At 35.1% G+C, this 26,343-nt stretch carries 27 protein-coding genes; 4 read left to right on the top strand and 23 right to left on the bottom strand.

The features are described from left to right. Nucleotides 1-592 precede the first annotated feature (592 nt). Nucleotides 593-739 carry a sigma 54 modulation/S30EA ribosomal C-terminal domain-containing protein gene (locus ACFSCX_RS12060; protein ID WP_377928491.1) on the bottom strand — a complete coding sequence of 49 codons (147 nt, stop codon included), beginning with the start codon at nt 737-739 and terminating at the stop codon, nt 593-595. A gap of 153 nt (nt 740-892) precedes the next feature. Here ACFSCX_RS12060 and ACFSCX_RS12055 point away from each other — a divergent pair, with 153 nt between their 5' ends. Both ACFSCX_RS12055 and ACFSCX_RS12050 read left to right on the top strand, forming a co-directional pair. Further along, a complete protein-coding gene (locus tag ACFSCX_RS12055; RefSeq protein WP_377928490.1) occupies nt 893-2,803 on the top strand; it encodes a DUF294 nucleotidyltransferase-like domain-containing protein in 1,911 nt (636 codons plus the stop codon). A gap of 2 nt (nt 2,804-2,805) precedes the next feature. Further along, a complete protein-coding gene (locus ACFSCX_RS12050; protein WP_377928489.1) occupies nt 2,806-3,507 on the top strand; it encodes a 3'-5' exonuclease in 702 nt (233 codons plus the stop codon). A gap of 287 nt (nt 3,508-3,794) precedes the next feature. On the opposite strand, the gene ACFSCX_RS12045 is transcribed toward ACFSCX_RS12050, so the two are convergent. The 8 genes from ACFSCX_RS12045 to ACFSCX_RS12010 all read right to left on the bottom strand — a co-directional run bounded on the left by ACFSCX_RS12045 (nt 3,795) and on the right by ACFSCX_RS12010 (nt 9,469). Beyond that, nucleotides 3,795-4,742 (bottom strand): aldo/keto reductase, encoded by a 948-nt coding sequence (locus tag ACFSCX_RS12045; RefSeq protein ID WP_377928488.1) that lies wholly within the window; start codon nt 4,740-4,742, stop codon nt 3,795-3,797. Nucleotides 4,743-4,779: 37 nt separating this feature from the next. Continuing rightward, complete coding sequence (locus ACFSCX_RS12040; protein WP_377928487.1) at nt 4,780-5,007, bottom strand: hypothetical protein; 228 nt, start codon at nt 5,005-5,007, stop codon at nt 4,780-4,782. 129 nt (nt 5,008-5,136) lie between these two features. After that, on the bottom strand, nt 5,137-5,298 hold the full coding sequence (locus ACFSCX_RS12035) for a hypothetical protein (RefSeq protein WP_377928486.1): 162 nt from the start codon (nt 5,296-5,298) through the stop codon (nt 5,137-5,139). A 54-nt stretch (nt 5,299-5,352) separates the two neighbouring features. Beyond that, the gene (locus ACFSCX_RS12030) at nt 5,353-5,613 is read right to left on the bottom strand and encodes a GNAT family N-acetyltransferase (protein ID WP_377928485.1); all 261 of its coding nucleotides are present in this window, start codon (nt 5,611-5,613) and stop codon (nt 5,353-5,355) included. 6 nt (nt 5,614-5,619) lie between these two features. Then, nucleotides 5,620-5,871 (bottom strand): GNAT family N-acetyltransferase, encoded by a 252-nt coding sequence (locus ACFSCX_RS12025; RefSeq protein WP_377928483.1) that lies wholly within the window; start codon nt 5,869-5,871, stop codon nt 5,620-5,622. 54 nt (nt 5,872-5,925) lie between these two features. After that, complete coding sequence (locus ACFSCX_RS12020; RefSeq protein WP_377928482.1) at nt 5,926-7,476, bottom strand: ABC-F family ATP-binding cassette domain-containing protein; 1,551 nt, start codon at nt 7,474-7,476, stop codon at nt 5,926-5,928. A 428-nt stretch (nt 7,477-7,904) separates the two neighbouring features. Beyond that, complete coding sequence (locus ACFSCX_RS12015; protein ID WP_377928481.1) at nt 7,905-8,378, bottom strand: 8-oxo-dGTP diphosphatase; 474 nt, start codon at nt 8,376-8,378, stop codon at nt 7,905-7,907. A gap of 272 nt (nt 8,379-8,650) precedes the next feature. Further along, entirely contained in the window at nt 8,651-9,469 is an 819-nt protein-coding gene (locus ACFSCX_RS12010) for an MBL fold metallo-hydrolase (protein ID WP_377928480.1), read from the bottom strand. Between the two features lie 875 nt (nt 9,470-10,344). On the opposite strand from ACFSCX_RS12010, the gene ACFSCX_RS12005 reads away from it, so the two are divergent. Continuing rightward, nucleotides 10,345-10,554 carry a DUF6199 family natural product biosynthesis protein gene (locus ACFSCX_RS12005; RefSeq protein ID WP_377928479.1) on the top strand — a complete coding sequence of 70 codons (210 nt, stop codon included), beginning with the start codon at nt 10,345-10,347 and terminating at the stop codon, nt 10,552-10,554. A gap of 509 nt (nt 10,555-11,063) precedes the next feature. On the opposite strand, the gene ACFSCX_RS12000 is transcribed toward ACFSCX_RS12005, so the two are convergent. From ACFSCX_RS12000 to ACFSCX_RS11935, 14 genes are all read right to left on the bottom strand, one after another. After that, nucleotides 11,064-11,555, bottom strand: coding sequence for a hypothetical protein (locus ACFSCX_RS12000; RefSeq protein WP_377928478.1), 492 nt, complete (start codon nt 11,553-11,555; stop codon nt 11,064-11,066). 46 nt (nt 11,556-11,601) lie between these two features. Then, nucleotides 11,602-12,036, bottom strand: a complete 435-nt coding sequence (locus tag ACFSCX_RS11995; RefSeq protein ID WP_377928477.1) for a GNAT family N-acetyltransferase — start codon at nt 12,034-12,036, stop codon at nt 11,602-11,604. Nucleotides 12,037-12,336: 300 nt separating this feature from the next. After that, nucleotides 12,337-13,380, bottom strand: a complete 1,044-nt coding sequence (locus ACFSCX_RS11990; RefSeq protein ID WP_377928476.1) for a flavin-containing monooxygenase — start codon at nt 13,378-13,380, stop codon at nt 12,337-12,339. 331 nt (nt 13,381-13,711) lie between these two features. After that, nucleotides 13,712-14,182 carry a DinB family protein gene (locus tag ACFSCX_RS11985; protein ID WP_377928475.1) on the bottom strand — a complete coding sequence of 157 codons (471 nt, stop codon included), beginning with the start codon at nt 14,180-14,182 and terminating at the stop codon, nt 13,712-13,714. Nucleotides 14,183-14,244: 62 nt separating this feature from the next. Further along, nucleotides 14,245-15,450, bottom strand: coding sequence for an alanyl-tRNA editing protein (locus ACFSCX_RS11980; protein WP_377928474.1), 1,206 nt, complete (start codon nt 15,448-15,450; stop codon nt 14,245-14,247). 36 nt (nt 15,451-15,486) lie between these two features. Next, nucleotides 15,487-15,873, bottom strand: a complete 387-nt coding sequence (locus tag ACFSCX_RS11975; RefSeq protein WP_377928473.1) for an HIT family protein — start codon at nt 15,871-15,873, stop codon at nt 15,487-15,489. Between the two features lie 306 nt (nt 15,874-16,179). Then, the gene (gene hutG, locus ACFSCX_RS11970; RefSeq protein WP_377928472.1) at nt 16,180-17,139 is read right to left on the bottom strand and encodes a formimidoylglutamase; all 960 of its coding nucleotides are present in this window, start codon (nt 17,137-17,139) and stop codon (nt 16,180-16,182) included. A 12-nt stretch (nt 17,140-17,151) separates the two neighbouring features. Next, nucleotides 17,152-18,366 (bottom strand): imidazolonepropionase, encoded by a 1,215-nt coding sequence (gene hutI / locus ACFSCX_RS11965; protein ID WP_377928789.1) that lies wholly within the window; start codon nt 18,364-18,366, stop codon nt 17,152-17,154. Nucleotides 18,367-18,442: 76 nt separating this feature from the next. Next, a complete protein-coding gene (gene hutU / locus ACFSCX_RS11960; protein ID WP_377928471.1) occupies nt 18,443-20,107 on the bottom strand; it encodes a urocanate hydratase in 1,665 nt (554 codons plus the stop codon). Further along, the gene (hutH, locus tag ACFSCX_RS11955; protein ID WP_377928470.1) at nt 20,104-21,633 is read right to left on the bottom strand and encodes a histidine ammonia-lyase; all 1,530 of its coding nucleotides are present in this window, start codon (nt 21,631-21,633) and stop codon (nt 20,104-20,106) included. The genes hutU and hutH overlap by 4 nt, the downstream gene beginning before the upstream one ends. 115 nt (nt 21,634-21,748) lie before the next feature. After that, the gene (hutP, locus tag ACFSCX_RS11950) at nt 21,749-22,201 is read right to left on the bottom strand and encodes a hut operon transcriptional regulator HutP (RefSeq protein WP_377928469.1); all 453 of its coding nucleotides are present in this window, start codon (nt 22,199-22,201) and stop codon (nt 21,749-21,751) included. A 742-nt stretch (nt 22,202-22,943) separates the two neighbouring features. After that, entirely contained in the window at nt 22,944-23,567 is a 624-nt protein-coding gene (locus ACFSCX_RS11945) for a CAP domain-containing protein (RefSeq protein ID WP_377928468.1), read from the bottom strand. A 94-nt stretch (nt 23,568-23,661) separates the two neighbouring features. Continuing rightward, the gene (locus tag ACFSCX_RS11940; protein WP_377928466.1) at nt 23,662-24,936 is read right to left on the bottom strand and encodes a DHH family phosphoesterase; all 1,275 of its coding nucleotides are present in this window, start codon (nt 24,934-24,936) and stop codon (nt 23,662-23,664) included. Nucleotides 24,937-25,070: 134 nt separating this feature from the next. Continuing rightward, entirely contained in the window at nt 25,071-25,241 is a 171-nt protein-coding gene (locus tag ACFSCX_RS11935; protein WP_377928465.1) for a Spo0E family sporulation regulatory protein-aspartic acid phosphatase, read from the bottom strand. 282 nt (nt 25,242-25,523) lie between these two features. On the opposite strand from ACFSCX_RS11935, the gene ACFSCX_RS11930 reads away from it, so the two are divergent. Continuing rightward, nucleotides 25,524-26,285, top strand: a complete 762-nt coding sequence (locus ACFSCX_RS11930; RefSeq protein WP_377928464.1) for a hypothetical protein — start codon at nt 25,524-25,526, stop codon at nt 26,283-26,285. Nucleotides 26,286-26,343: the final 58 nt, after the last annotated feature.

Raw genomic sequence — 26,343 nt, 5'->3', positions numbered from 1 at the left:
GGAATCTTGCCCACAGAGGCTCCATGTCAAACTAACTCCAAACTAAGTTTGTACAGGTACTAAAAACTTAACTTTTTTGTGTCCAGAATATTGACTCAGATCCACTATGACTTAAATTTCTTTTTTTTCTTTATAGTCCTGACTAAGTAAACTACTAAAACTATAAACAAAATCAAAATAAATGTTCCCATAAAAGTCAAGATATCACCTACTTTCAGCTTTATGATTTGCTCTAGTAGTTAATGTGCTACCACTGATTTCTGCTTTTAACCAAATTGTCAATGAAACTGGAATATATTTAGCTAGGTTAGCTGTTCCTGAATACTCAGCCTTTTTACTGGTATAACCAAAATATCGATTACTTTCACTGTATCCTATAAGAGTAATTGATAAATCATATTTAGTAGCAGATCATCTTCCTGAAGAAGCTAATTTTGATTTAACTAAATATGAAAAACAAGAAGTTACATATGTGAACGAATCTGGGGAAGAAGTTACATTTGGTATTGAAAACAAGTAATGTCCCCTCCAATCATGAGGCTATGCACTAATAGTAGCAGGTTGTATGAATCCATAATCACGAGCTATTCGATTATACGATATTATGATCTAACATGTTCATTTGTAGAATCGCTTCTTCCTTATTTATTGGCTTAATATCAAATCGCATAATCCAAACTACTTCTTCACACTCATACTCTATTTCTTGTAATTCAAACGGTGGTGGAATGGTATTCAAGTTTATTCGTCTTTCATGTGATATTAGTCACGAGTAGGAAGAAATGAATGGCAATTGTGACGAATTATTGAAAAGGCCTTCTATTTTCCTTCACCTAATAGTTATGTTACGTTTATAGGTAAAGATTATTTTATCGGAATAGGTGGTGTTTAAATGAATCAATCAAATTTAAACCTTATCTTAAAAGAGCATTATCCATTTGATTTACTTACAGAAGACGAATTCCGTTCATTAATTGATGGATCCTCATATAAAACCTATATGAAAAATGAATTTATTTTTCATGAGGAAGATGAGATTGACCAATTAGACATCTATTTTTTAGTATCTGGGCTAGCAAAAAATATATTACATCAGTCTAACGGAAAACAAGTAGCGATGAGATATTATTATCCAGGAGACATTGTAGGACTTATGGTCATGTTGTCGAGTGGAGAAATGAATTTTTCAGTTCAAGCCTTGGAAGATTGTTCCGTTTTTAAGTTAAAAAAAGAAACATTCTTTGAAATCATGACCAATAATAAATCCTTCTCAAAGGTCATTTGGGAGAGTATTGGAGATCGGCTGAAGTCACTTTATAACGAGATAAAAAGTAAACCGACAGATGATGAAAAACATATAGGTTTATTTAACACAAGAGTAAAAAGCATCATGGATAGCGTAACCTTTATTAAACCTTTTGAAACGATGCAAGCTGCAATTGAAACAATCCTAAATGATCAGGTCGATGGTTTAATCGTCAGTTATGACAACCAAAGCTATGAGGGTGTCATTACAAAAGAATCAATCTTAGAGTATTCTTTACAAAAGAGAACCACTAGTTCTGTTAAGGAATGGTACGAGAAAGATATTCTAACAGTCGATGATCAATCCTTTGCTTATGAGGCATTGTCATATTTTAAGCATAATAAAACAAACTTTTTACCCGTTGTTCATAATCAAAAGATTGTAGGTGCATTAACACCTAAATCATTTCTAAACCTAGAAGACGTAAATGGATTAGATTTGTCACTAAATATACTAAAATCAAGAAATTACAAAACACTCTATGAACAAGGTCCGTTATCAAATAAGTTGCTGCAAACTATTACTACAAGATTAGTAGATAATGAAAACTATGCTTATGAAGTTACAGAATTTATCACAAGTCACAATGATCAAATCTATAAACAGTTAATTAAGCTAACTGAAGATGAAATGAAATCAGAAGGATATGGAAATCCTCCAGTCAATTATTGCTTTATTGTAATGGGAAGTCAGGCTAGAAAAGAACAGGTTTTTAGTACGGATCAAGATAATGGAATGATACTAGGTGACTATCATCATTTATCTAATAAAGACAATATTGAAATATACTTTCAAACCTTCACTGAAAAATTAGCAACACATTTAATAAAGGCAGGCTTCCAGGAGTGTACAGGTGGAATTATGGCCAAGGAGAAAAAATGGCGTAAGTCCATTTCTGAATGGAAAGAGAACATCTTGTACTGGCTGAAGGAAATGGATGCAGAGGAAATTCAGCGGTTTACAATGTTTTATGATTTCCGTCCACTTTTTGGAGATTTTTCATTAGCTAACGAGATTCGCTCTTTTTTAACTGAGAGATCTTCACGTTCAAAGGGCTTACAACATTTCTTACTGAAGGATGCACTACGTTACAAAATACCTATACAACCATTTGGATTAATGAAACTAAACACAAAGAATAAACAATTAAATATGAAAAAGTCAGGATTAATGCAAATGGTCAATACAATTCGAATTCATTCAATAAAATATGGGATCAAAGATGTAAGTACGATTAAGCGTCTAAACGCCCTTAAAAAGGCACATGCGATGCATCCCCGTGATGTAGAAAATGCAAAATTAGCAATTCATTATTTTCAATTGTATCGACTACAACAAAACTTGGATCAATTATCATCAAGACAAGATGTATCTAACGAAGTTTCTATATCGACATTATCAAAAGAAGAAAAGTTCAGATTAAAGGAAGCAATTCAAATTGCAAATCGGATGCAGCAGGTTACGAGAATAAGCTTTAATCGAAATAGGGTGGTCTAATCGTGCCAATTGATATAAGAATACTCACTTATCTGTTTTGGGGACAATTCATTCAAAGGTATCGAATCAAAAAAATAAAAAAGCAATTGGATGTGGATCAAATCATTTATACTTTAAATGAATGTTTTATAAGAAATACCACATCGTTAGAAGATGATTTCAACAAACAAACATATACTGTATTCGATTTAGAAACAACTGGATTTTTTCCTGGTTTAGGAGATGAAATCTTATCGTTAGGTGCCGTGAAGGTTGAGAATCGGAAAATTCTCCATGATCAAACATTTTATAAGGTATTATCTCCCCTATCAAAAGTATCACACTTTTCAAAACAACTAACAGGATTAACCGAACATGATTTTAACAATGGGTCAACCTTTCCTGAAGTTATAACAGAATTCTTCAGATGGAATCAAAACGCTACTCTAGTTGCTCATCCCGCCAACTTTGATGTACCATTTCTTGAAAAGTCAATGAAGAAATGGGGACTTCCAACGAATGGCATTCCATGTTTTGTGGATTCACTTACCTTAGCAAATTCACATTTTCCAAACCAACAAAATACACTTGACGAACTAATTAAGCGATTTAAAGTCACTACCAGGAAAAGACACCATGCATTGAACGATGCGATTACGACTGCTGAAATATATGTTCAATTATTAAATCAAGAACAAATACATGGAGGTAAATCATACGGATAAAGTGTCAGGGTAGGTTTCCCTCATCCTCCACTGATTGTTAGATGAGGCCTGCACGATTTGGGTCACACAGACGTTGCCACAGGATGTGGCGATCTTATAGTCTCGGTTCCTATTATTGGGTGTTCTTACTGGCGGTTATCCCTCACTTAAACTACTTCAAATTTTTAAATTTGAAGTAAGGGTCTGAGTGCTAATTAGAGCGAGATAACAAAAGGTATTGTAAATAGACATACTAAAATGTATGTCTATTCTCTTAACTAACATAACATTTTTATCGTCAAACTCAATTATGGTAATGATACTCCCCTTGCTAATATCCATAATTGATACCATTCTTCTCTCGTCAATTGTATGCTAAGGGCTTTATAACACTCTCGGATTCGACTTGGATTGATTGTACCAATAATAGGATGGATTGATACAGGTAAAACAAGCAACCACGCTAACGCAATAGTGCTTGAGCCTGTATTGTATTTCTCAGCTAATTCCTGAATTAAGCTAGCTGTTAGTTTTTCCTGCTCTGATTGATCGTGCTCAATCGATCTTAGAAAACGCCCTTGGTCTAATGAACCCCACGCTTGAATGACCATATTTGTCGACTTGCAGTATTCAAATAATCCTTGAACACCACTTTCATAATCCATATTTTTGGTATTCACGTTTACACCGGTGTCTAGTAGTGTCGAGTGTCCAAGACTTAGCTGAATTTGATTTGCAACAAGAGGATCTTTCCAATATTGTTGAATGTATTGAACTTGCGAGAGTGACATATTACTTACACCAAAATTCCGAACGAATCCTTGTTCTTTTAAGTAATGGAAGGTCTCGGCAATTTCTTCTCCATTCATGAGTGGATCGGGGCGATGAATTAGAAAGGTATCTATGTACTCAATCTGTAACCTTTTTAAACTCATATATACTTGATTGATCAAATAATCTTTTGAATTATTATAAATGCTGGATCCGTTTGGACCCTTATTTAGAATAATACCTGCTTTTGTTTGGATGATCATGTTTTCTCGCATTTCTCGCTTAGACTTTAAAACCCTTCCAAACACTTCCTCAGCCTTACCAAGTGTATATATATCAGCATGGTCAAATCTCTTCATCCCAACTTCTAGTGCAGCTTCAATAGCTGCTTGTGCCTTTTTTTCATCTTCATTCGATATTGGATTTTGATTCCAACCACCCCCAAAACCCATACAGCCTAAAATAATATCTTTTGTTACAGACACAGGATCCCACCTTTCAAATTCTATATGAAACAGTATATTAAAAGTACGACTGAAAAGAAACAAATTGTAGCATATAAAAAGAACCATCATTTCTATTATCAGAAACATGGTTCTTATGTTTTGAGCGATATAGTAAGTCTTTTTTTGTCTTTGTTTTTTTGGTTCGTAAATCATAAAGCACGTACGGACTCCTACTTAATTCAGGATTTCTTGTACCTTCTCGTACTATTTTTTCACGATACTTTCTTGCCTTCGATTTTGACATAAACCTTTCACCTCATAAATAAATTAATATTGTTCACCTTAATTATAAATGCTTTCTAGACAAAAAAATAGAACGAGAGGAAATTATTCCTCTCCTTCTTCGTCCTTATTATTGTCTTCATCTTTACTTTTATTTTCGCTCTTCTTTTGCCTTTTCCTTAGATTTTTCTCTCTTCGCTTTTTCACGCTTTTTTTCTGCTTTTTTCTTTGCTTCTTCTCTCTCTTCCTTTTCCTTGCTATGAACAGCTGGTGAAGTTTGTGTGACAACTTTTTTGAAAAGGAACAAAATCAAAATTTGAAACCGGATGCTCCTTCTATTCGAACATCTATTTTATTATTTATTCGTTCATACGCTTTGTTTTTGCTTTGGCAAATAAAAGTAAATAAGATTGTCTTGAAGTTCAGTATTTCTAATAAATCCTAACCTTGTTAATAATTGGATTGATTTTTCATTCTCTACTTCTACTGTCGCATCTATGATATCTAAATCCATCTTCGTAAATCCGAAAGATATGACTTCAAGTAATGCCTCAGACATCAGTCCCTTATCCCAATAGTTCTTTGCTAAATCAAACCCAATTTCAGCCATAAATTTTCCGTTTTTCATTCTAAGCTAGTGATAGCCAACCGTTCCCATAAAACTAGTGTCGTTAAATAAACCCCAGCGACAGCCTGAATCCTCCAAGTGAAATCTGATAATTTCTTCTGCTTCCTTTATATCTTTGCAAGGGTCTATATCCATAAATTTTGTAACATTATTGTCTGAGAAATGCTCAAATATTTGCTGTGAATCTTCCATCTTCAATATTCGGAGATGTATTCTCTCTGTTTGTAGAGCTGGATATTCGATGATTTGATTTGTCAATTGTTCCACCTACTTATTTTTTTCTACTAAAACATGAATGACTTACTAAAATAATTATTTTTTGCTCCATTGTTCAAGGTTCCAAACCTGTGTGACCCATGACTCATAAAAGTCTGGTTCGTGTGAGACCACAATAACTGTCCCTTCATATTCCATCAGAGCCTTAGCCAAAGCTTCCTTCGCCTGTAAGTCTAAGTGATTTGTTGGTTCATCAAGAATTAACCAGTTGCTCCTCTCAAGCATCAATTCGCATAATCTAACTCGTGTTTGTTCACCCCCGCTTAAACAATTAAGCGGCTGAAAAATATGTTCGGTTTTCAATCCACACCTTGCAAGAGCTTGCCGCACTTCTTTTTGGGTCATCTTTTCATGCAATCCCCACATATATTCGAGTGGTGAAAGAGATGATTTTATCGTCCAATCTTGTGCAAAATAAGCGGGTTTGACTCTGTCTCCAAATTTAATGTTTCCTCCAAGTGCAGGAATTTCACCTATTATCGTTCTCAATGTGGTTGATTTTCCTATGCCGTTATGTCCTGTTATCGCTACTTTTTCACCTCTTTTTAATGTAACAGTAAATGAAGGGAATAAAGGTTTTACATAACCAACCTCTAAGTGCTCTACTTCAACAATTACACTTGTAGGCCGTTCACTTATTTGAAAGGAAAATCTCGGTCTTGGAGTTGGATCTGGTTTCTCAATCCGGTCGATTTTCATGAGTTTTTTCTCGCGTGCTTTTGCTTGCTTTGAAGTTGATGCTCTCACTTTATTTTTTTGAATATACGTTTCTAGCTTTTGAATTTCAGCTTGCTGCTTATCATATTCGGCATATATTTGCTGCTTCCTAAATTCATACATTTCTTTAAACTTTTGATAATTTCCAATATACCTTGTTAGTTGCTTATGTTCTAGATGATAAATAACATTAACCACTTCATTTACAAACCCAGTATCATGTGAGATTAATATAAATGAATTGGGGTAATGCTTTAAATAATCCTTTAACCAGTCAATATGAACGAGGTCTAAATAATTGGTAGGCTCATCTAATAATAGAACATCAGGTTCCTCTAATAATAGTTTAGCTAGTAATATCTTTGTTCTTTGTCCTCCACTTAACTGGTTTACCTCCGTCTCCATACCAAGAGCTGTTATTCCTAGTCCATTTGATATTTCCTCGATTTTGGGGTCTATGATATAAAAATCCTCTTGATCAAGTAAATCCTGTATCGCGGAAAATCGCTTGAACAGTCTTTCAAGCTCTGCTTCTGAACATTCGCCCATCTGCTTGCTGAGTTCAATCATTTCGGCTTCGGCATCATATAATGACTGAAATGCACTCCTCAAGTAATGACGAATACTCACTCCTTCCTTCAAATCTACTTGCTGTTCTAGAAACCCTACTCTTACATTGGGCTGCCAAATGACTGTCCCTTCATCAGGGAGGATGGCTCCAGTTAAAATTTCTAATAGCGTTGATTTTCCCGCTCCATTAGGACCAACTAATCCAACACGTTCTTGATTTAAAAGACGAAAATCAATATTTTTAAATACAAGTTTATCTCCATAGTAATGAGTAACTTGTTCAACTGTTACGATACTCATAATTTGTCTCTCCTTATTGATATATTGATCAATCGCAAAACAGGAGGACTATTGTTGAAGCTATAGCTTCCCCTTATTGTGAAATAAAAAAAGAAGGTAGGGAAAATAAACCCTACCTTCTTCGAGATTTTAGTACTCAAGAAATGACTAAAACACGAATATTATAGGCAAAAAGGGTCAATTTTGTCCGTTGTTTTACGACTGATTTTGCTAAAAATGGGCAGACTTATCCCTTTTTAAGCTAAAACCATTTGAAAAACAACAGACATACTCATCAGACCCTTTTTCCCCCTTTAATGTTAAAATTTAGTATACATATTACATTGTAACTTACATTCATTTCTGTTGTAAAGAGAAAATTACATAAATCATCTATTATTTGGATGAATACGTGATTGTTTGAAAAAGATTGTCGGCTCTTTAAAAGCTTAAGTCAGGCTAATCTTTATATTTCCCTCTTTATTATTTTCATTGTCCCATTCAACATGGATTTCAAATGTTCCTTCTCTAAAGAAATAAGGTATCCTACGTCTAATCGATTCTTGCATCGGAAGTTTCGACAGTTGTTCAATGGGAACCCAAGTAAGCTCGCCCTCTTTTGGTTTCTCAATGAGAGTTCCTTCAAAATCTGATGTTAAATAGTTAAAGATCATATAACGATCTTTATTCTCAATATTTACATATTCATAAAGTCCTTTGTAAATCAGATTACGTACAACTAAACCCGTTTCTTCATAGACTTCACGTATAGCAGCATTTGTCATACTTTCTGGAAATTCAACCTTTCCTCCCGGGGGAATATACCCTTTAAAGTCATCATGCTGCCTGTTCAGCATTAAAACCGTTTCACCATCTTTGATCATACAGACAGTCCAAATTTTATAGCTTATCGATTTTTCCATCGTCAGCACTCCCCATTATATTTATTACTAGCTAGCCTATCAATTAGAGGACCTTTGACCCAGAACACTCTTTGTTAACTTTAGAGCGATGTTAGTTTAAAAACACCTACAGAGACTCTTTAAAGGGACTCCGTTTAAATAGATTGATAAAAATGGTGGACCACATTTGGAGTAATTGCAAAGTTTATAATGAAAGATGGATAGTATTTTGTGTTACCCATTTACACACAATTGCTCGTTATACCATTCTATCGTTCAATAATTAGAAGGGATTATGTATTAAACAATGTTCCACTTAATGCATCAATATACCTATCTGCTGATTTCTGAACCGACATTTTTGCATCTTCTTTTACTACTCGATGAAAAGCATTATACAATCGGTCAAATTTCAATTCATTTACGATATTTGCTATCTCTTTTACTTTAGATGCAGGTAGTGGTATTAAGTTAGGATAACTATACATAAAACTAACCCATTTACGGTCTGCGACAACTTGGATTATATCACCCGAAAGCAAAATTCCCTTTTGTTCATTTCCGTCTTTCCATTCTAATACAGAACCCCCTTTAAAATGTCCTCCTAATCGATGTAGTGCGATACCCTTATATATTTCAATGGATTCACCTGACCAAAATACAATCTTATCACTTGGTCTCATTACCCATTTTTTATCATCATGTATATAGATAGGCACATTAAATGTTTCTGCCCATTCGACTTGTGTAGAGTAATAATGTGGATGAGAAAGAGCAATTGCTTGTAGTCCACCCAATTCATTTATCTTATCAATTGTTGCCTCATCAATATAAGTGATACAATCCCACATTAAATAGAAGCCTTCACTTTGTACAATATAAGCAGTTTGACCTATTCCGAATTCTGGAGTAGTTTTTATGCTGTATAAACCTTTTTCTTCTAAACTAAGCATGTTTTTATAGCCTTCATTCATCATTTTCCCTAATGTTGTCCAAGACTGCCCATTCGGATTTACATATTGTCTTTCCTCATTACAAATCATACATTGTTCTGGTTCTGCAATTGAACACTCGTACTGAACACCACATGTCTCGCAAATATAATATTTCAAAAATTAGCCAACCTTTCTATAAATATATTTAATTAATAGTAAACTGTGTAATTATTCTAAACTATTAGTTTATACATGTACTATATAAACTGCTCCTTTAACTCAATAAGGAAAAGAATTAACCGTAGCAATTTCCCCTTCTTCATTAAAATCACTCTTTACTTCTATAACAAGATACTCCCCTCTTCCTGTGGAATAGGACCATTTTATTCTCTTTAACATCGTAAAACTACTAATCTTAATTAAGTCTTTTTCATATATTCTCAGATATTTAAATGAACTAGAATACAGCGATAAGCACTGCCCCCTCCCACGAAAGAACAACTCCCATAGGTTTCCTAAGATGTGTAAAAAATCGCCGATTATTTCCATTAAAAGCAACAAAGGAATGGATCTTAGATACTTCTCATAAGGGTCTATATTTCTTACTAAAAACTCAATTAGAAAATCACTGAATCTATATATTCCATGAGATATATAGATAGCAAAATACCCCAGTAATAATCATTCACTTTTTCATCATTTTCTCCTTCTTCCAGTATGTTTTAATCGCAGGGTGAACAATCTATATTATATTAATTCCCTTAAATTTCCCCATAAAAATCCAACAATCCTTCTTAAAATATTCTGCTGCTCGTAGTGAAATAAAAAGGTAGACGTGGCATTTGAACGCAACCCTCGTAAGAGTGGTGGAAAGTCTAAACACAGAGGAATCAGCCATGAACAAGTTTGTGTTTTTGTTTACGTTTGTCTAGATTTAGCATATAATGTCCGCCTTCAAAACCTCTAATGGGTTAACATTCCAAAGAATACAAAAAGAAATTAAGTTATACTCTTAAGAGATAACATTGTTTAAATGAAGGGGTGTATATTACATGGCTTTATTAGGTGGAATATTGCTTATTTTGCTTGGTTTTCTTGGTGTTAAGTTTCCTGCATTTATATGGTATATATCTATTGGTTGGCAATTTAGGGATTCAGAACCAAGTGATATTGCTATTGGAATAAATCGCTTTATTGGATACTTCATTATTGTTACTGGAGTTTGCTTTATTATTGATTTCTTCTTCCCAACAATAGGATAAAAGTAGATTAGGGCTTCTATTTCAAGAAGTCCTTACTTTTTAATCATTTTTCAACATTAACCTTTAACAGAGCCTTATTTTTAAATACAATTCTTCACCTCTTACGCTATCAATTTACTTTTATGTTCAGCAAGAGTTTTTTCTTACCTATTTTGTTTTCGGTTCCATTAATTATTCTTTTTATATTTTTCCGGTGCAGAATTATTACTACTAAACTTATTAATAGGGATATTGCTATCGTAATTTTACTTCAAATACTAGACTGTATATGAATATTGCTATTCCTGCTAACATTGAATTAAGCGAAACATATTTTGAAAGTATAAAAGGTAATACAAATACAACAAAGCCTAGTCAAGTACCTAAAGGTGTCAAAATAAGAGAACTCCTGTTGATGTCGAAACAGATTTGAACTTTCAGATAAAGAATAATGAGATACATATCTTCCGAATTCATTATTATTAGTTTTGCCCTCGTTATTGAATAATCTTAACTGGCTTTACACTTCTTTACTCTCTCATTTTTTGTATCAATTCAAAACCATTAATATTTCGAATTGATACAATCTTGCCCTCGTTATCTATATTAATTCTTCCAGTTATGGTATCCGTACTAGTTTGACCATCTTTGCTGTATTCCACTTTAACTTCGAAATCGTAGGCATCATTTTGGGTATCTGCCTTTTGTATTTCAATACTTACTGGTTTTAACTGATACCCTTTTGAAGCTGCTTCTCTTAACCAAATTAATACTAGATTAGATTTAACCAATCTATCTAAGTCCGCAACGAGTGGTTTATAGTTTTCTTCTAGATATGCATCTGGTGGATATGGACTTACTCTGTCAAGTTCTTTTATTAGTTCATCACTAGGTCCTGTTAATTCAAATTCCAAAAAAGTTTGGATTGTTTTCACATTCCTATCACTTTCGTTCGAACAACCAGCAATAATAATAAAGGCAGATACTAAAACCGCGATACTTATACACCCGATTTTCTTCATATGTTTATCCCCCCTTATAATTCTAACTAATATTGAGTTTAATTTATTATAAAATCTTTTTAAATACAAAATTTACTTTCTTATAATTCATTTTATCCTCATAAAAACGGTGTGCATCTATACGCTGTATTCCAGAAGAAAGTGAAACACAATTAAATTCTTTTTCTTTCCCCCATTCCTCAACATACGTAAGCAATTTCTCCCCGTATCCTTTAGATCGTTGTTTTGAATCGGTAACTAAATCACAAATCCAGATATATCTTCCAGTTGAAAGGGTAATCATTGGCTTAAAACCAATAACAGCAACAAGTATATCCTCTTCAACTAGGGCAAACATTTTATAATTATCCTCCACCTGTGCTGCTAATATCAATTCAATATATGAATTCTCGTTCAGATGAGGACGCAACTGCTTAATAATTGGATATGCTTTTAAAAATTCACTGTTTGTTTTAAGTTCTATTATTTTGGAAGAAATCATAAAAAACCTCCTTTCTGTTTGAATATTCTTGAAATTAAGTTTATTACATATTTTAACAACATAAAATATACAAGAAAATTTTACTTAAACAACAACAAGCATTAATACACCCTGTATCAATACCTGTGCAGATAACATAAAACCTGTAATTACTCTATACCTTCAAGATACTTAAAATCTATAAGAAGCTTCTGTTCCTTTTACCGCAATTTATAATAGTGGTTCTGTATTCTACCGGTTCAATAAAACATTTTAGTTTATACATATAATGTAAGTAACGAACCCGTCGCAGGAGAAATTTTAGTGTTTGATTAAATGACTAAATATACACTTGGCATCATATGCTATTCCATTTAATTGTGCAGATCCTACTCTAGAGAGCCAGGGTAAACCTAAAAAGTAAATTCCTTTTACTGGACTTATACCTCTAGAATGAATCGGTCTTTGTTGCAAATCAACCACACCCGGGATATTAATCCACTTATAGTTATATTGAAAACCTGTTGCCCAAATAATATTATCTACTTTCAATTTTGTTCCGTCTTTAAAGATTGCTTCCTGCCCTTGAAGGGATATTGTTCGTTCTTTCACTACCACATGTCCAGCATTTATTAACTTTTTTAGCTCTACTCCAATGACCGGCTCAGTTTTCTGTAAATATTTTGCTAACTTTGAATCAACGGAAACTTTGGAAAGACCCAATGTATCAAGCCACCAAAATATGCTGCGTTTCAGTAGTTGTTGCGGAATAAACACAACATCATGTCCCGTTGAAATTGTTACGTTTCGAGTCAGTGATAATTCTGCCGCAATTTGAGCACCAGAATTGCCCGCGCCAATGACTAGCACATTTCCTATAGGAAGTTGAGAGGGATTCTTATACTCTGATGAGTGAAGTTCATTTACCCTTTTCGATAGATCTTTGTGTATATTAGGAATAAAAGGCTTCTGAAAAGGTCCTGTTGCTATTATTACCTTATCGGCTATCCATTCTCCATTCGATGTTATCACCTTATATTTATTAACGGCTTTTTCTAGCCTTTCCACTTGGGTGTTTTGACATATTGGAAGTGAAAAATGGTTTGCATAGTCTTCTAAATAATTTGCTATTTCGTCTTTAGAAGGAAATCCTTTGGGATTGCCAGACAAAGCTAATCCGGGTAAAGCACTGTACCTCCTTGGGCTGAATAATACGAGTGAATCATACCGATTTCTCCATACATCCCCAACTCTTTTTGAAGCATCAACCAATACAAAATTAAGATTTGTTTGTTTTAAATAATATCCCATTGCTAGACCTGCCTGACCTGCTCCAATAACAAGGACATCGACATCTTTATGCAAATTTCATTCCCCCAAGATATGTTTACTAGATATATCAAAATTAGTAATAATCGAAACCCTTTAAATGAGTCATATAAGAACAAAAGGCTCAGGGCGCCCCGTTTAGCCTCAGGCATAGCAAATGTTCCTTGAAGAGAAAAAGGGCGCTCTTTCCCTTTTACTTTTCAAGGGTTATTTGACCTCGAGTAGGATAAAATGGCTAAGATCGTCGCCATTTTATCTTGGCTGGGCGCTGGAGCCGGATTACTACGCACATCACTCAGTTATCCACAAATAGTGAATCCTAAGCAATTAAAAGAAAGTGGACGTTTCTAGTCCACTTTGGTATGACCTATGTATTTAGTACTTTATTTAAGCATGTAATGGTTCCTTGATGAAGTCCCTCATGCCATATTGCAAAATTAAAGACCTCTGCAACTGTAGTAAACTGAACAGTTCCTAAATCAAACGGTTTAGCCCCTTCTTCATGTAAGCGACCAGTAAATTCCTTTTGAACTCTTTCTAATTGTAAAGTTAAGTTGTCTTTCAGTTCATGGAATGATGGGATATCACCACTCCAATTCTTAGGTGAAGTATTCATCGTAAACAACTTTACATAACGATCCTCGATAGGACTTTGCTCTCTAACAAAACCATATAAAAGTGATTCAGTAGAAACAAATATGTGCCCTATATTCCAAAGAATATTGTTATTAAAGCCAGTTGGGATCTTATCAATTTGATTCACAGAAAGTGTATCTAACATTGCTAATGTTCTTTTACGTACAAATACGAATTGTTTAAAAATGCTTTCTTCTTTCATCCTAACCTCTCCTCTTCCTTTATTTAAACTATAATTTCTGCTTTCTATTTAAAAATCCTCTATTATTTTGGATAGACAAGTTCACTCATTTTCTCTAAAAGCAGTTTTTTTGATATTGCTAGATCTCCTCCACCTTGAGCAAGTCTAGCATTACCTCCACCTTTTCCGTTAATGATTGGGAGAGCCTTCGACACTATTTCCTTACTGTTTATTGAGGAATCTTCCCCGCTTGCACACAGAATCTGCATTCGATTTTGAAAGTCAGTTACGAAAAGAGTTGTAGAATTAGCTGTTGCATCTGTTATGTAACGAGCAATTTTTTGTAAATCTGATATGGGCCGATTATCAAAGACTTTACATAAGATGATGATATCATCCTCTCTATAAGATTCGAGAGACATCAAATCTTTTGCCTCGTAAATTAATAATTGATCTTTTACTTCCTCTAAGCACTTGGCTTGTTGCTTCATATTTTCAAGTAGCTTAGAAATCGTTTCTTTAATTCCTTCTTCTGGGGAACTGATCAATTGACTAACTTCAGTTAAAATTCTGTGTTTAGATTGAAATTGTGATAATACTCTATTCCCACAAATAAACTGGAGCCGAATGATTTTATTTTGTCTTTCCCATCCTAAAATTTTTATAACTCCAACCTGACTGGTTGTTAGAGGATGTGTTCCACCACAACCGTTATAATCAAAATCTGGAATAATGACGAGTCGAATGTCCTCCTTTACTGAAATTTCCTTTCTTAAGGTATAATTATTCAGTTCTTCATTTGACACCCATCTTGTTTCAATCAGCCTTCCCTCTCGGACAATTTTGTTTGCCAAAGATTCTACCAATTGAGCTTTGTCTTCTGAAAGATTTTCAATATCTAAATCGATTGTTAGAAACTCTTTTCCTAGATGAAAGCTAACTGTTTTGTATTCGTAAAGCTCTTCAAAAGCTGCTGATAAAATATGTTGACCAGCATGCTGCTGCATATGATCAAATCGCCTGTCCCAATTCACTTGACCCTCAACATTAGTTAGGTGACACAGTTCCTTATCAAGATAGTGCCTAATTTCCCCATCAATTTCTTCTACATTTATAACATTACTATCACCCAATGTACCTGTGTCATGTGGTTGACCACCACCTGTTGGATAAAAGGCTGTTTCTTGCAAAACAACATACCAATTTCCTGTTTCATCCTTGTCTTGTTTTAGTACATTCGAAGAAAATGAATGTATGTATGGGTCGTCATAGTACAATTTATGAGTCATTATGATAGACAGCTCCTTTAGTTATGTTTAGAAGAATTACAACGATCTTCGCTTATTTGATGGATGCTTTATCCAATGTCTAATTCCTTTACCGGCTAGAGGTTCATCATCAAATCTTGGAATTACGTGTAAATGAGCATGGAAAATCTCCTGACCACCAACACTGCCACAATTCCATCCAATATTGTAACCATGTGGTTCATACTCTTTGTCTAGTATTTTTTTTGCTTGATGTAAAAGCTCAATAGTTGCCTCCCATTCCACTGTTGTTAAATCAAACACTGTTTCTCTATGTGTAATCGGGACAATTAAACCTGAACCAATTAATATTTCTTGTGGTTTTTGAATAAACATACAATGGTCATTCTTAAGAATAATATTTTGCCCCTTATCATGTTCAGGAGAACAAAATGGACAATTCATCGTTTCCCTCCTTCCTAATATGGCTTTTTCTGCCATTATAACAGATAATAAGAGACATAACTCTTTTAAAAACAACTAAAATGTCCTTGTGTTTACCTATTCATCAATAGATACGACATACACACTAGCATCCCACTAACGCAAAATTAAGTAAGGTAATTGTTTTATTTTGAATTGATTTTCGACAAAAACAAATCTTTTTATGTTATAAATAAAAGCATACCAATCAGATTGAGATTTGGTATGCTTATTCACTCGTCAGTTACTAATTTTCCCCATAAATAAATGAAATCTTAAGTTCATTTATTACCTTTCCTTATAGCCCGAAATAAAGGTCAATAGCAAATACGCAGCGAGCCTACTAGTCATATCACGATAATCTAAGGTAGGATCTATTTCGACTATATCTAATCCGATCACTTCCGGCTGCCTACTGATATATTGTATCGCTTGTTTGATCATCGGAGTGTCCATTCCATCAGGACCTATAGCTGGACATCCTGGGGCAAATGCTTGATCCATCACATCCATATCTAATGAAATATAAATATAATCTACCTTTGATTTCAATTTTTCCAAGCAAGACTTTACTATTGGTAAAATACCCTTTTCCCGTATATCATCCATTGAGTAAATCGTTACACCTGACTCCCTTGCGAAAGAAGTGTACGTTTTTCCGTTTGAAAAACTTCTAATCCCTATTTGAAAGAGATTTTCTCCTTGAAGTACGCCACTATCTATTAAATTCCTAAAAGGAGTCCCATTTGATGGACCACCATCTTGTAAATTCCGTAAATCATGGTGGGCATCGAACTGAATGATTCCTACCCTACCGTTTCTACTTTTTGTTAATGCTTTAAAAGATGGTGCTGTAATCGAATGATCTCCTCCGAGAATAATAGGTGTTAGATTTGGATGCTCCGTAAACAATTGTGTTAATGTTTCTTCAATTCTAGTTTGTGAATCGGTGATATTTGTTACATGCATTTCGACATCGCCAAAATCAGTAATGTGGTAGTCTGCTAAATCTTGGTCATCCTCGATAGAATACGTAGTAAAGGAAGAAAAACACTTCCTTATGGTAGCTGGAGAAAAAGAGCCCCCCGAATGACTAATAGATGATTTAGAAAGGGGTAAACCTACCAGACCCAATCCGTCTACGCTTTTCTCACCATCCCAATTCACAAAGATTTCATTTACTTTTGTAATACCGCTATCTTTGAAATTAGCTGTACCTGCTGGTTTTAAATACTTTAATGTAGTCATATCCCCACCCCATTACCATTCGTTTTGAAATACGATTTCACCATTTTTAATCACTGTTTTCGTATGATTCACTCCAAAATGGTAAGGAATATATTCATAGTTTGTTGCATTCCAAATGACTATATCTGCCCTTTTTCCTGCTTGAATACTACCAATCTCTGATTCCATTCCGATAGCATGAGCGGCATTGATGGTTACAGCATTCCAGATTTCCTTCGGTGACATATTCAGCTGTAGTGCGGCTAAAGCCATAATAAGTTGAAGGTTCTCTGTTGGACAGCTTCCTGGGTTAAAGTCTGTTGCTAAACAAAGAGCCACTCCTTTTTCAATCATTACTCTTGCTCGTGCATGTTCTTTCTTTTTCAAATAAAACGATGTACCAGGTAATAAGCATGCCATGACGTTGTTTGCTGAAAGCTGTTCCATCCCATTATCTGATGTGCCTACTAAGTGGTCTGCTGAAGTAGCACCTAGTTCAGCTGCAAGCTCAGCTCCTCCAAGAGGATCAATCTCATCAGCGTGAATTTTCAATTTAAAACCAAGCTCCTTCGCTGCTAAAAGATACGTTCTTGATTGGTCAATTGAAAAGACACCTGTTTCACAAAATATATCCACAAAATCAGCTAGACTTTCTGCTTTTATCTCTTCAAGTAATACAATCATTTCTTTTAAAAAGTCATCTGAACGATCCTTGTATTCAGTTGGAATGGCATGTGCACCTAGAAATGTTGAAGCAATATCGATTGGATGTGTATTTCCTAATCTTTTTGCAACTCGAAGCTGTTTAAGTTCTGTTTCTTTATCAAGGCCATAACCACTTTTTGCTTCAATCGTTGTTACACCGAATGAAAGCATTCTGTTTAAATGGATTCGTGCTTTATTGTATAAATCATCCTCGGAGCTCTGCCTCGTTTCTTTAACGGTAGACAGAATTCCACCACCCTGCTTTAGAATTTCTAAGTATGGTATACCTTGTTGTTTTAAAGCCAGTTCATGTTCTCTTGAACCACCAAAAACTAAATGAGTATGTGGATCAATGAGTCCTGGTGTGACGAGTCTTCCTTCACAATCTATCATCTTATTTGCGTGTATTAGTCGATTATGGAAATCCTCCATTGTACCAACAGCTATAAAATGACCATCCTTTATTGCAACGAAGGCATCTTCTATTATCTCAAGGTCATTCATTTCATACCCTTTTTTAGGACCATTATTAGTCGTGCACATTGTAAGCAATTGCCCAATATTTATTAGGACAAGGTCATATAGTATACCTTCTGTCACGTATAACTCTCCCCTTCATTTATTGATTTTCCCACATTGGAATTTTTACATCTTTTTCCTTAGCGACTTCCGCAGCTTTTTCATACCCTGCATCTACATGTCGAATGATTCCCATACCAGGATCTGATGTCAATACTCGTTCAAGCTTATCTTTAGCCACATCTGATCCATCTGCCACTACTACCATTCCAGAGTGTAGGGAGTAGCCCATTCCGACTCCACCGCCATGATGAAATGATATCCAACTTGCACCAGCAGATGTGTTCACTAGAGCGTTTAACACAGCCCAATCCCCAATTGCATCACTTCCGTCTTTCATCCCCTCTGTTTCTCTATTCGGAGAGGCAACAGATCCACAATCTAAGTGATCTCTCCCTATGACAACAGGAGCTTTTAACTCTCCTTTTCGTACAAGCTCATTGATGGCTAGCCCCATTTTTACTCGTTCTCCATATCCTAACCAGCAAATTCTTGAAGGAAGACCTTGGAACGCAATTTTGTCTTGTGCCATATCAATCCATCTATGCAATCCAGCATTATCAGGAAAGAGCTCCTTTATTAAAGCATCTGTTCGATAAATATCTTCTGGATCTCCAGATAGCGCTACCCAACGAAACGGACCTTTACCTTCGCAGAATAATGGTCGAATATAGGCAGGGACAAAGCCAGGAAAATCAAAGGCATTCACTACTCCTTCATCCTTGGCAACTTGACGAATATTATTACCATAATCAAATACTATGGCACCTTGTGATTGAAGTGTCAGCATATATTGTACATGCTCTGCCATTGACTTTTTCGACAGCTCTTTATATCGCTCTGGATGAGTTTGTCTTAAATGATGAGCTTCCTCTACGCTGAACCCTTGTGGATAGTAGCCGTTCAGCGGATCATGGGCTGACGTTTGATCTGTCACTATATCAACTTGATACCCTGTATTGATAACTGTCTTTAATACATCTACAGCATTTCCTACAAGACCAATCGATAAAGGTATTTTTGCTTCTTTTGCTTCCGTTGCCCATTTAAATGCTTCTTCAATTGATGTGGTCATTCGGTCACAATATCTTGTATCAATACGCCTTTGAATTCGAGTGGAATCCATCTCTACGGCAATCACAACTCCACCATTCATGGTTACTGCAAGTGGTTGGGCTCCTCCCATACCACCAAGACCTGCAGTTAAAGTTATCGTTCCAGCTAATGATCCATTATAATGCTCATTTGCTATAGCTAAAAAAGTTTCATACGTTCCTTGTAAGATCCCTTGTGTACCTATATAAATCCAGCTTCCTGCTGTCATTTGACCGTACATGGTTAGCCCTTTTGCATCCAACTCATGAAAGGTTTCCCAGTTCGCCCATTTCGGTACGAGTACGGAATTTGATAATAAAACTCTAGGTGCATTTTCGTGAGTTCGGAAGATACCAACAGGTTTTCCTGATTGGATTAACAGACTTTCATTATTTTCTAACACTTTAAGAGAACGAATAATTGCCTCATATGCCTCCCAGTTTCTTGCCGCCTTTCCGATTCCTCCATATACAACTAATTCATCTGGATTCTCAGCTACTTCAGGATCAAGATTATTTCGTAACATTCTAAGGGCTGCTTCTTGTTCCCAGCCTTTACATTCCATGGTTGTACCTCGATTTGCTTTGATCAAATGTTTTGGTGTAGTCATTTCTTTTCCTCCCTAATTGTCATCATGTCCTTAAATAACTTATTAACACGAAATGTTTTTAACCATTCATTAATTGCTTCAATGTCCTTTGAAAATACGCGATCTTCTGTAATTGAAGGAACAACCTTTCGACCTTCAAGGTAGAACTCCATAGTCTTGTCTGCAAGTTTTTGTATTCCTTGATACTCGATTGCTTGCATAGCGCAGATAAGCTCTATAGCTAATACTCTTCTTACGTTGGTTATAATTTGATATGCATGTCTAGAAGCAATTGTCCCCATACTAACGTGATCCTCTTGATTTGCTGATGAAGGAATTGAATCCACACTTGCTGGATGGGCAAGTGTTTTATTCTCTGAAACAAGGGAAGCTGCACAGTATTGCATAATCATTGCCCCTGATTGAAGACCAGGTGCTGGGCTTAAAAATGGAGGAAGATCATTTAATTGCGGGTTTACTAGTCTCTCAATTCTTCTTTCCGAAATATTCGCCAACTCAGCCATTCCAATTTTTAAGAAATCCATCGAAAATGCAATGGGCTGTCCGTGGAAGTTTCCGCCAGACAATACCTTCCTTCCATCATCAAAAATAAGTGGATTATCCGTTGCTGCGTTCATTTCTATTAACAGCTTATCTTTTACATACGCAAGCACTTGCCAACTAGCGCCATGTACTTGAGGAATACAGCGAATAGAATAGGCATCTTGAACACGTTTCTCCCCTTGTGTTGTAGTAAGCTTACTTCCTTGGAGTAAAAACCTGAGCCTACTAGCTACATCAACTTGCTCTTGAAAGCCTCTCGCTAAATGGATATCTTCATCAAATGCGTCCATAATTCCTTCTAAGCCTTCTATCGTCAAGGTAGCGATAACATCAGCTTGCAAAGCAAGATTCGTTGCTTCAATATAGTTAATTAAACCCATGGCAGTCATAGCCTGTGTTCCATTAATTAGAGCTAGACCTTCCTTTGCCTTTAGTGTTATTGGGGTTAGTCCAGTAATGTTAAATGCCTCACTACTCGACATTCGCTTATTCTGGTACATTACCTCTCCTTCACCAACAAGCACTAATGCGATATGGGAAAGAGGGGCTAAGTCTCCACTCGCTCCCAATGATCCTTGTTGTGGAACAATAGGATGAATTCCGTTGTTTAATAGTTCTACTAATAGCTCTAACACACATTTTCGAATGCCTGAGAAACCCTTTAATAGTGCGTTTAACCTTAGCAAGACCATTGCCCTAGAAACAGGCTCTGGAAAAGGCTCTCCTACCCCGCATGCATGACTTCGAATTAAGTGAAGTTGGAGGTCTTCAACATCATCCGGATGAATACGGACATCACTAAATTTTCCAAAACCTGTTGTAATACCATATACAACTTCCTGTCTAGCAACAATCTTTTCTACTGCTTCACGACTCGCCATTACTTCTTCCCAGCTATCATTTGAAACAGCCACTCTCTTATGGTGAAAAATAATCTCTTCGGCCTGTTCAATCGTTAACGTATTTCCAGTTAGTTCAATCATACTCATACTCCTCTTGTTGTTTACTTATAAAACAAAAAGAGGCCATATCTTAAGAATGCATAAAAAAACACTCTTAAAATATAGCCCCCTAAATTCTACTAACTATGGGCATGTTTTATATATGATTTATTCCTAAACCTATTGCTTCATGCTCTAGCCCTTTAACAGGTGCTCCAATGGTTCCATATAACGCTACAGCAATCCATTCACCTTCATCATTGGACTCATATGGTTTTCCTCTTAGTACTGAAAAACTTAAGCCTACTGTCCGTAGGACTGAACCTAATAATACTTGACCTCTTGTAACACCATGAAGTGCCTCCATTATGGCATGATACAAAGAGTGAGTCTCACGATATAAATTGGATTCAATTACGGCATTTGCTTTAGCAGCTGTTTCAATAGCAGCTACTACTTTATGAGTTTCCATCGAACCTGTCTTTCCTTGGCAAAAAATAAAACCTTGCTCTCTTAACTGTTTGATAAAATGCTGATCGATTTTATCTTCACCAAATAATGCAAGTAGCATTGCGTTCTTACCAATTCTAAAGTCTGGTTTAATATCCATAATAAGCGCTCATTTCCTAATAACTAGTAACTTATATTAAGTGTAATCGTGCAATTATTTTATGTCAATAAAGATTATTTGAAATATTTGAATAATACCATCATTTCTACAATACTAAAACGAAGAAAACCAATCCCACATGTTGGATTAATCAGCTTGTAGAAAACCCTCAATGTTCTCAAAGGAATATTACATGTCAATTGTATCATATGTCCAATAAAACCCTGTTCTTAGACAATTCACTGGTAAAATTGCATCAAAATGCTTATTAGGAAACAGCTCACGAAAGTATCGTCGGATGTTCCTCTTTTTCTTAAAATAAATGATGTATCATTTATCACCACTATCCCCCCACTATATTGTGTTAAAAAAGAACAAATGGCGTAAGCACCCCGTTTAGCCTTAGGCTGAACAAATGTTCCTACATGAGAAAAAGGCGATTTTCCCTTTTATTCATGTAGGGTTATCCCACTCCAACTAAGCAGTAAAAACAAAACCGCAGTTGGAGTGGGAATGGTTCAACTAACCATCAGAAGGAATAACTGATGGAAGCTTCACTGTATCTAACCTCGAGTAAGATGAAATGGCAAACATCGTCGCCATTTCATCTTAACTGGATGCTGGAGCCGGATTACTAATCACAACGTAATAATCAAAAACTTATCATTTCTTATTCATTAAAAAAGTCTGTCGAAACTTTCTCGACAGACTGCCAATCCAACATATTGGATTGGTTTTAGTGTTATCGTGCTTTAATAAACATTTGAACCCATGCACCATGGTAAAAGCCTACGCCAATTGTATCAAACTCCGGTTTTAGAATATTTGCTCTATGACCAGATGAGTTCATCCAAGCATTCATTACTTCTTGAGGTGTTTTCTGACCCTTAGCAATATTCTCACCTGCTGCTGTATAGCTAATTCCAAATGTCTTTAGCATTTGAAAAGGGGACCCATAATTAGGACTAGTATGAGAGAAATAGTTTGAATTAATCATATCTTGTGCCTTTTTGTGCGCAACATTTTTCACATCAGCTCGATGTGTTAATGCTTTCAGACCTCTGCTCGTACGCTCCTTGTTTACTAGTTGGACAACTTGATCCTCAAAAGTGGAGTGATGTGGAGCAGACGGCTTTAATCGAATGACTTCCCCTACATGCATATTTCTTGGTTCCACATCTGGATTTAATCTCATTAATTCTCGATAATCTAATCCATACCTTTGTGCAATATACCAGAAGGAATCACCTGGGTATACTTTATAAAATTCAAATGGGGGTTCTTTAAATGTTTTAATTTGTGCGTTTGTTTGAAATGGCATTACTAGGAGACCGATCAGCATTACAAACAAAATTTTTTTACTCATACTTTTCCTCCAATAAAAAAGTTATTGTTACTATGTAACATTTTTTATAATGTCTATATTTAGTAGGTTACATGCATGTTTTTTTAAAATTCCTTTAATGTGAACGGTAATGCTCTCCTTTATCACTGTACTCTTCAAGAGAATACGTATAAACATCTTCGTTCTCCTTATCTTGATACGAAGCACTATGAAGGATGGTTAAATGCTGTTTCCTTAGATAATTAACGTAATTTTCATCACGTACAAGCCATGCAGAATAGTTTCGCTTAATAAAATGCTCGGCTTCTTTAAAGGAAGAAAATCTATTATCTAGTAGTTCGTGATTATAAACAATTCCCCATGTTGTTTCATTTAACAAATAAATAAAAAAGGTTTCTTCATTCCGATTCTCATATAGAGTACCTTCTCCTGATGCCTTTATATTATATAAATTCCTAAATGCATCAAACCTTATGGACTCTATGTGGAAGGGTTGTTCAACAAATAATTTATATGCATTTTCTGTTAGAGAACAACCAGATGCTTTTGCATGCCCTCCACCTCCAAATTCCGCAGCTATTTCAGATACATCTATATGGTCATGGATGGTTCTTAAGCTAATTCTTCTTCCACCAACATTTAAAATAGCAATGTAATCGAGGTATTCAAATTCTTGACCTAACTCATTACCTAGTTCAGAATGATACGATTCCGCATGCACTACTCCGACACAATGTTCACCGATAAAGGTCTGAACAATTTCTCGTTTCTTCCTTTTTAAATAGCGATCTATCTTCTCTTCTTCCATATCTAAGATTCGCTCTTCAAATTCATCATAAGTAAAGTCATCATTTTTAGTTACCTTATGTAGCATTTTTTCCTCGAATTCTTCAATGGACATTAAAAAAAATAAATCATTTAGTCGTTTCGCTTTCAAGTTATTATTTTGATCCCACTCCCAGGTATCATATTGACGTATTAGCTCAACGAACTGATCAAGAGCCTGTGATGATTCCAAATATCTGTTATCGAGTAAATATCTATATAATAATGATGTAGCAGATGAAAGTTTTCCATCCTCCTCTTCCACTTGAACGATTGCCCACTTATATTGATTCAAGTGTTCCGCCGTTCGGTGGTGATCAATTAACTGTACTTTTCCTCCTTCAAGATAGTGTTTTTCAAGATTCTTTTCATTGTGTTCGTTTACAGATAAATCAGTGATAAATAGTACGTCCTCTTTTTTTATTTTTTCTAACGCTCTTTCCACTTGGGGATTTAAGGAAGCGACAGAATTGTATTTAATATTTACCCGATCATTAAATGCTAGTTTGGCTAATATTCCACAGCCTACTCCATCCAAGTCATTATGAGTTAATAAATGATACATGTTACTTACCTCCTTGATATAGACCTTTAGATAGTTTGTCCAATTATATAGTGAAAAAACAAAAGAAGTAGCAATAGTAGCTACTTCACAGTGTCATGAGAGATATATTTATTTGGGGTTTATTTGTATTTATTTCATCCAATTTTAGTCCTTTTTATGGTTAATAAATAGAGTTGGTTCAATAATTTATCCAACTCTTGACTAATTTTCACGGTCTCTTTATCATCAAGTCCTTTACTCATACCGTGCTTCGTCATCTCATATCGTTGTCTTTCAATTTCTTCCAACAACTTGTCAAGTTCCATTGTAACCGTCCCCTTCATCAATACGCTTTTCTATTATGACAAGTTTACTCATAAAAAGAAATCGATTCGACGAAGGTTGTCAAAAACAGACAAAAACAACCCTTTCTATACAAAAGTCTCACATAACCCTAGACTAATTTCTTAGTTCCTTTTCTAATTGTTACATCATAAGATGTCTATTAGAGGTGGGTTTCGAGTGGCCAATATTGTTTTGAAATAGTTAACCAAAGTTGCTTATTTCTAAAAAACAAACCCGCTTTTTTGAGTAAAGGAGTGAACTAGGTGAGTAATGAAACGAATTCTCTTCCCAAAGTCTATACAAGTAATATTGTAAACTCAAACGTAAATCAACATTTTTTTCGAACGAATCCGATTTCTCAATTTATTGAGAACCAAAATCGTGTTAATGATCAACTTCATCATTCAATAAATACATTCACCCAAAGCCTATTAAATACGAAGCAAGAACAACATCATTATTACCAACAGGTAGTTTCACACTTAGAAAGACAAGAATCTAAAGCAAATGGTGTAAATGAAAAGATTGAGAATCATGAAAAAAAGAGTGCTTCCATTCTAGATAAGGTCATCTTATTAGAAAGACAAAATGAAGAATTGAGGAAAAAGATAGAAAATGACAGTATTATTAACAAAGCAATCATGGACCATTTAGCCTCACAAGAGTCGTACAGTCAAAAACTAGTAAAAAGATTGGAAGAGCACAATCAAGTCATGTGTGATATGAAAGAGGAATTGATCAATCAGCAAGAAATATACGAAAAACTAAACGAAAAATTAGATATGCAAGAAGTCTTCCATCAAACCTTATTAGAACGACTAGAGCAACAAGAAGCGATTACACAAAAAATTGTAAGACAAGTGGACCATTTAAAAAGTGTGATTTATGAAAGATTCTCTCACTTTGCTGACAAAATTGAAGATAGCATGAAGTTAACGAGCGGTTATCTATTTAGTTATTTAACTAAGCCAACACTGTTGAAAAGTACAAAAGAAGATAAAAAAACGAATAGTGAGAAGGTTTAAGATAAAAACTTTTACGAATGTAAGGGACCCTATGCTGCAGGTCCCTTGTTTGAAACTT

The organism is Bacillus salitolerans (genome assembly GCF_042680805.1).
Taxonomy (GTDB): Bacteria; Bacillota; Bacilli; order Bacillales; family SA4; genus Bacillus_CJ; species Bacillus_CJ salitolerans.
Note: the sequence above shows the minus strand (reverse complement) of the source record. Positions and strands in the feature narration are given on the sequence as shown.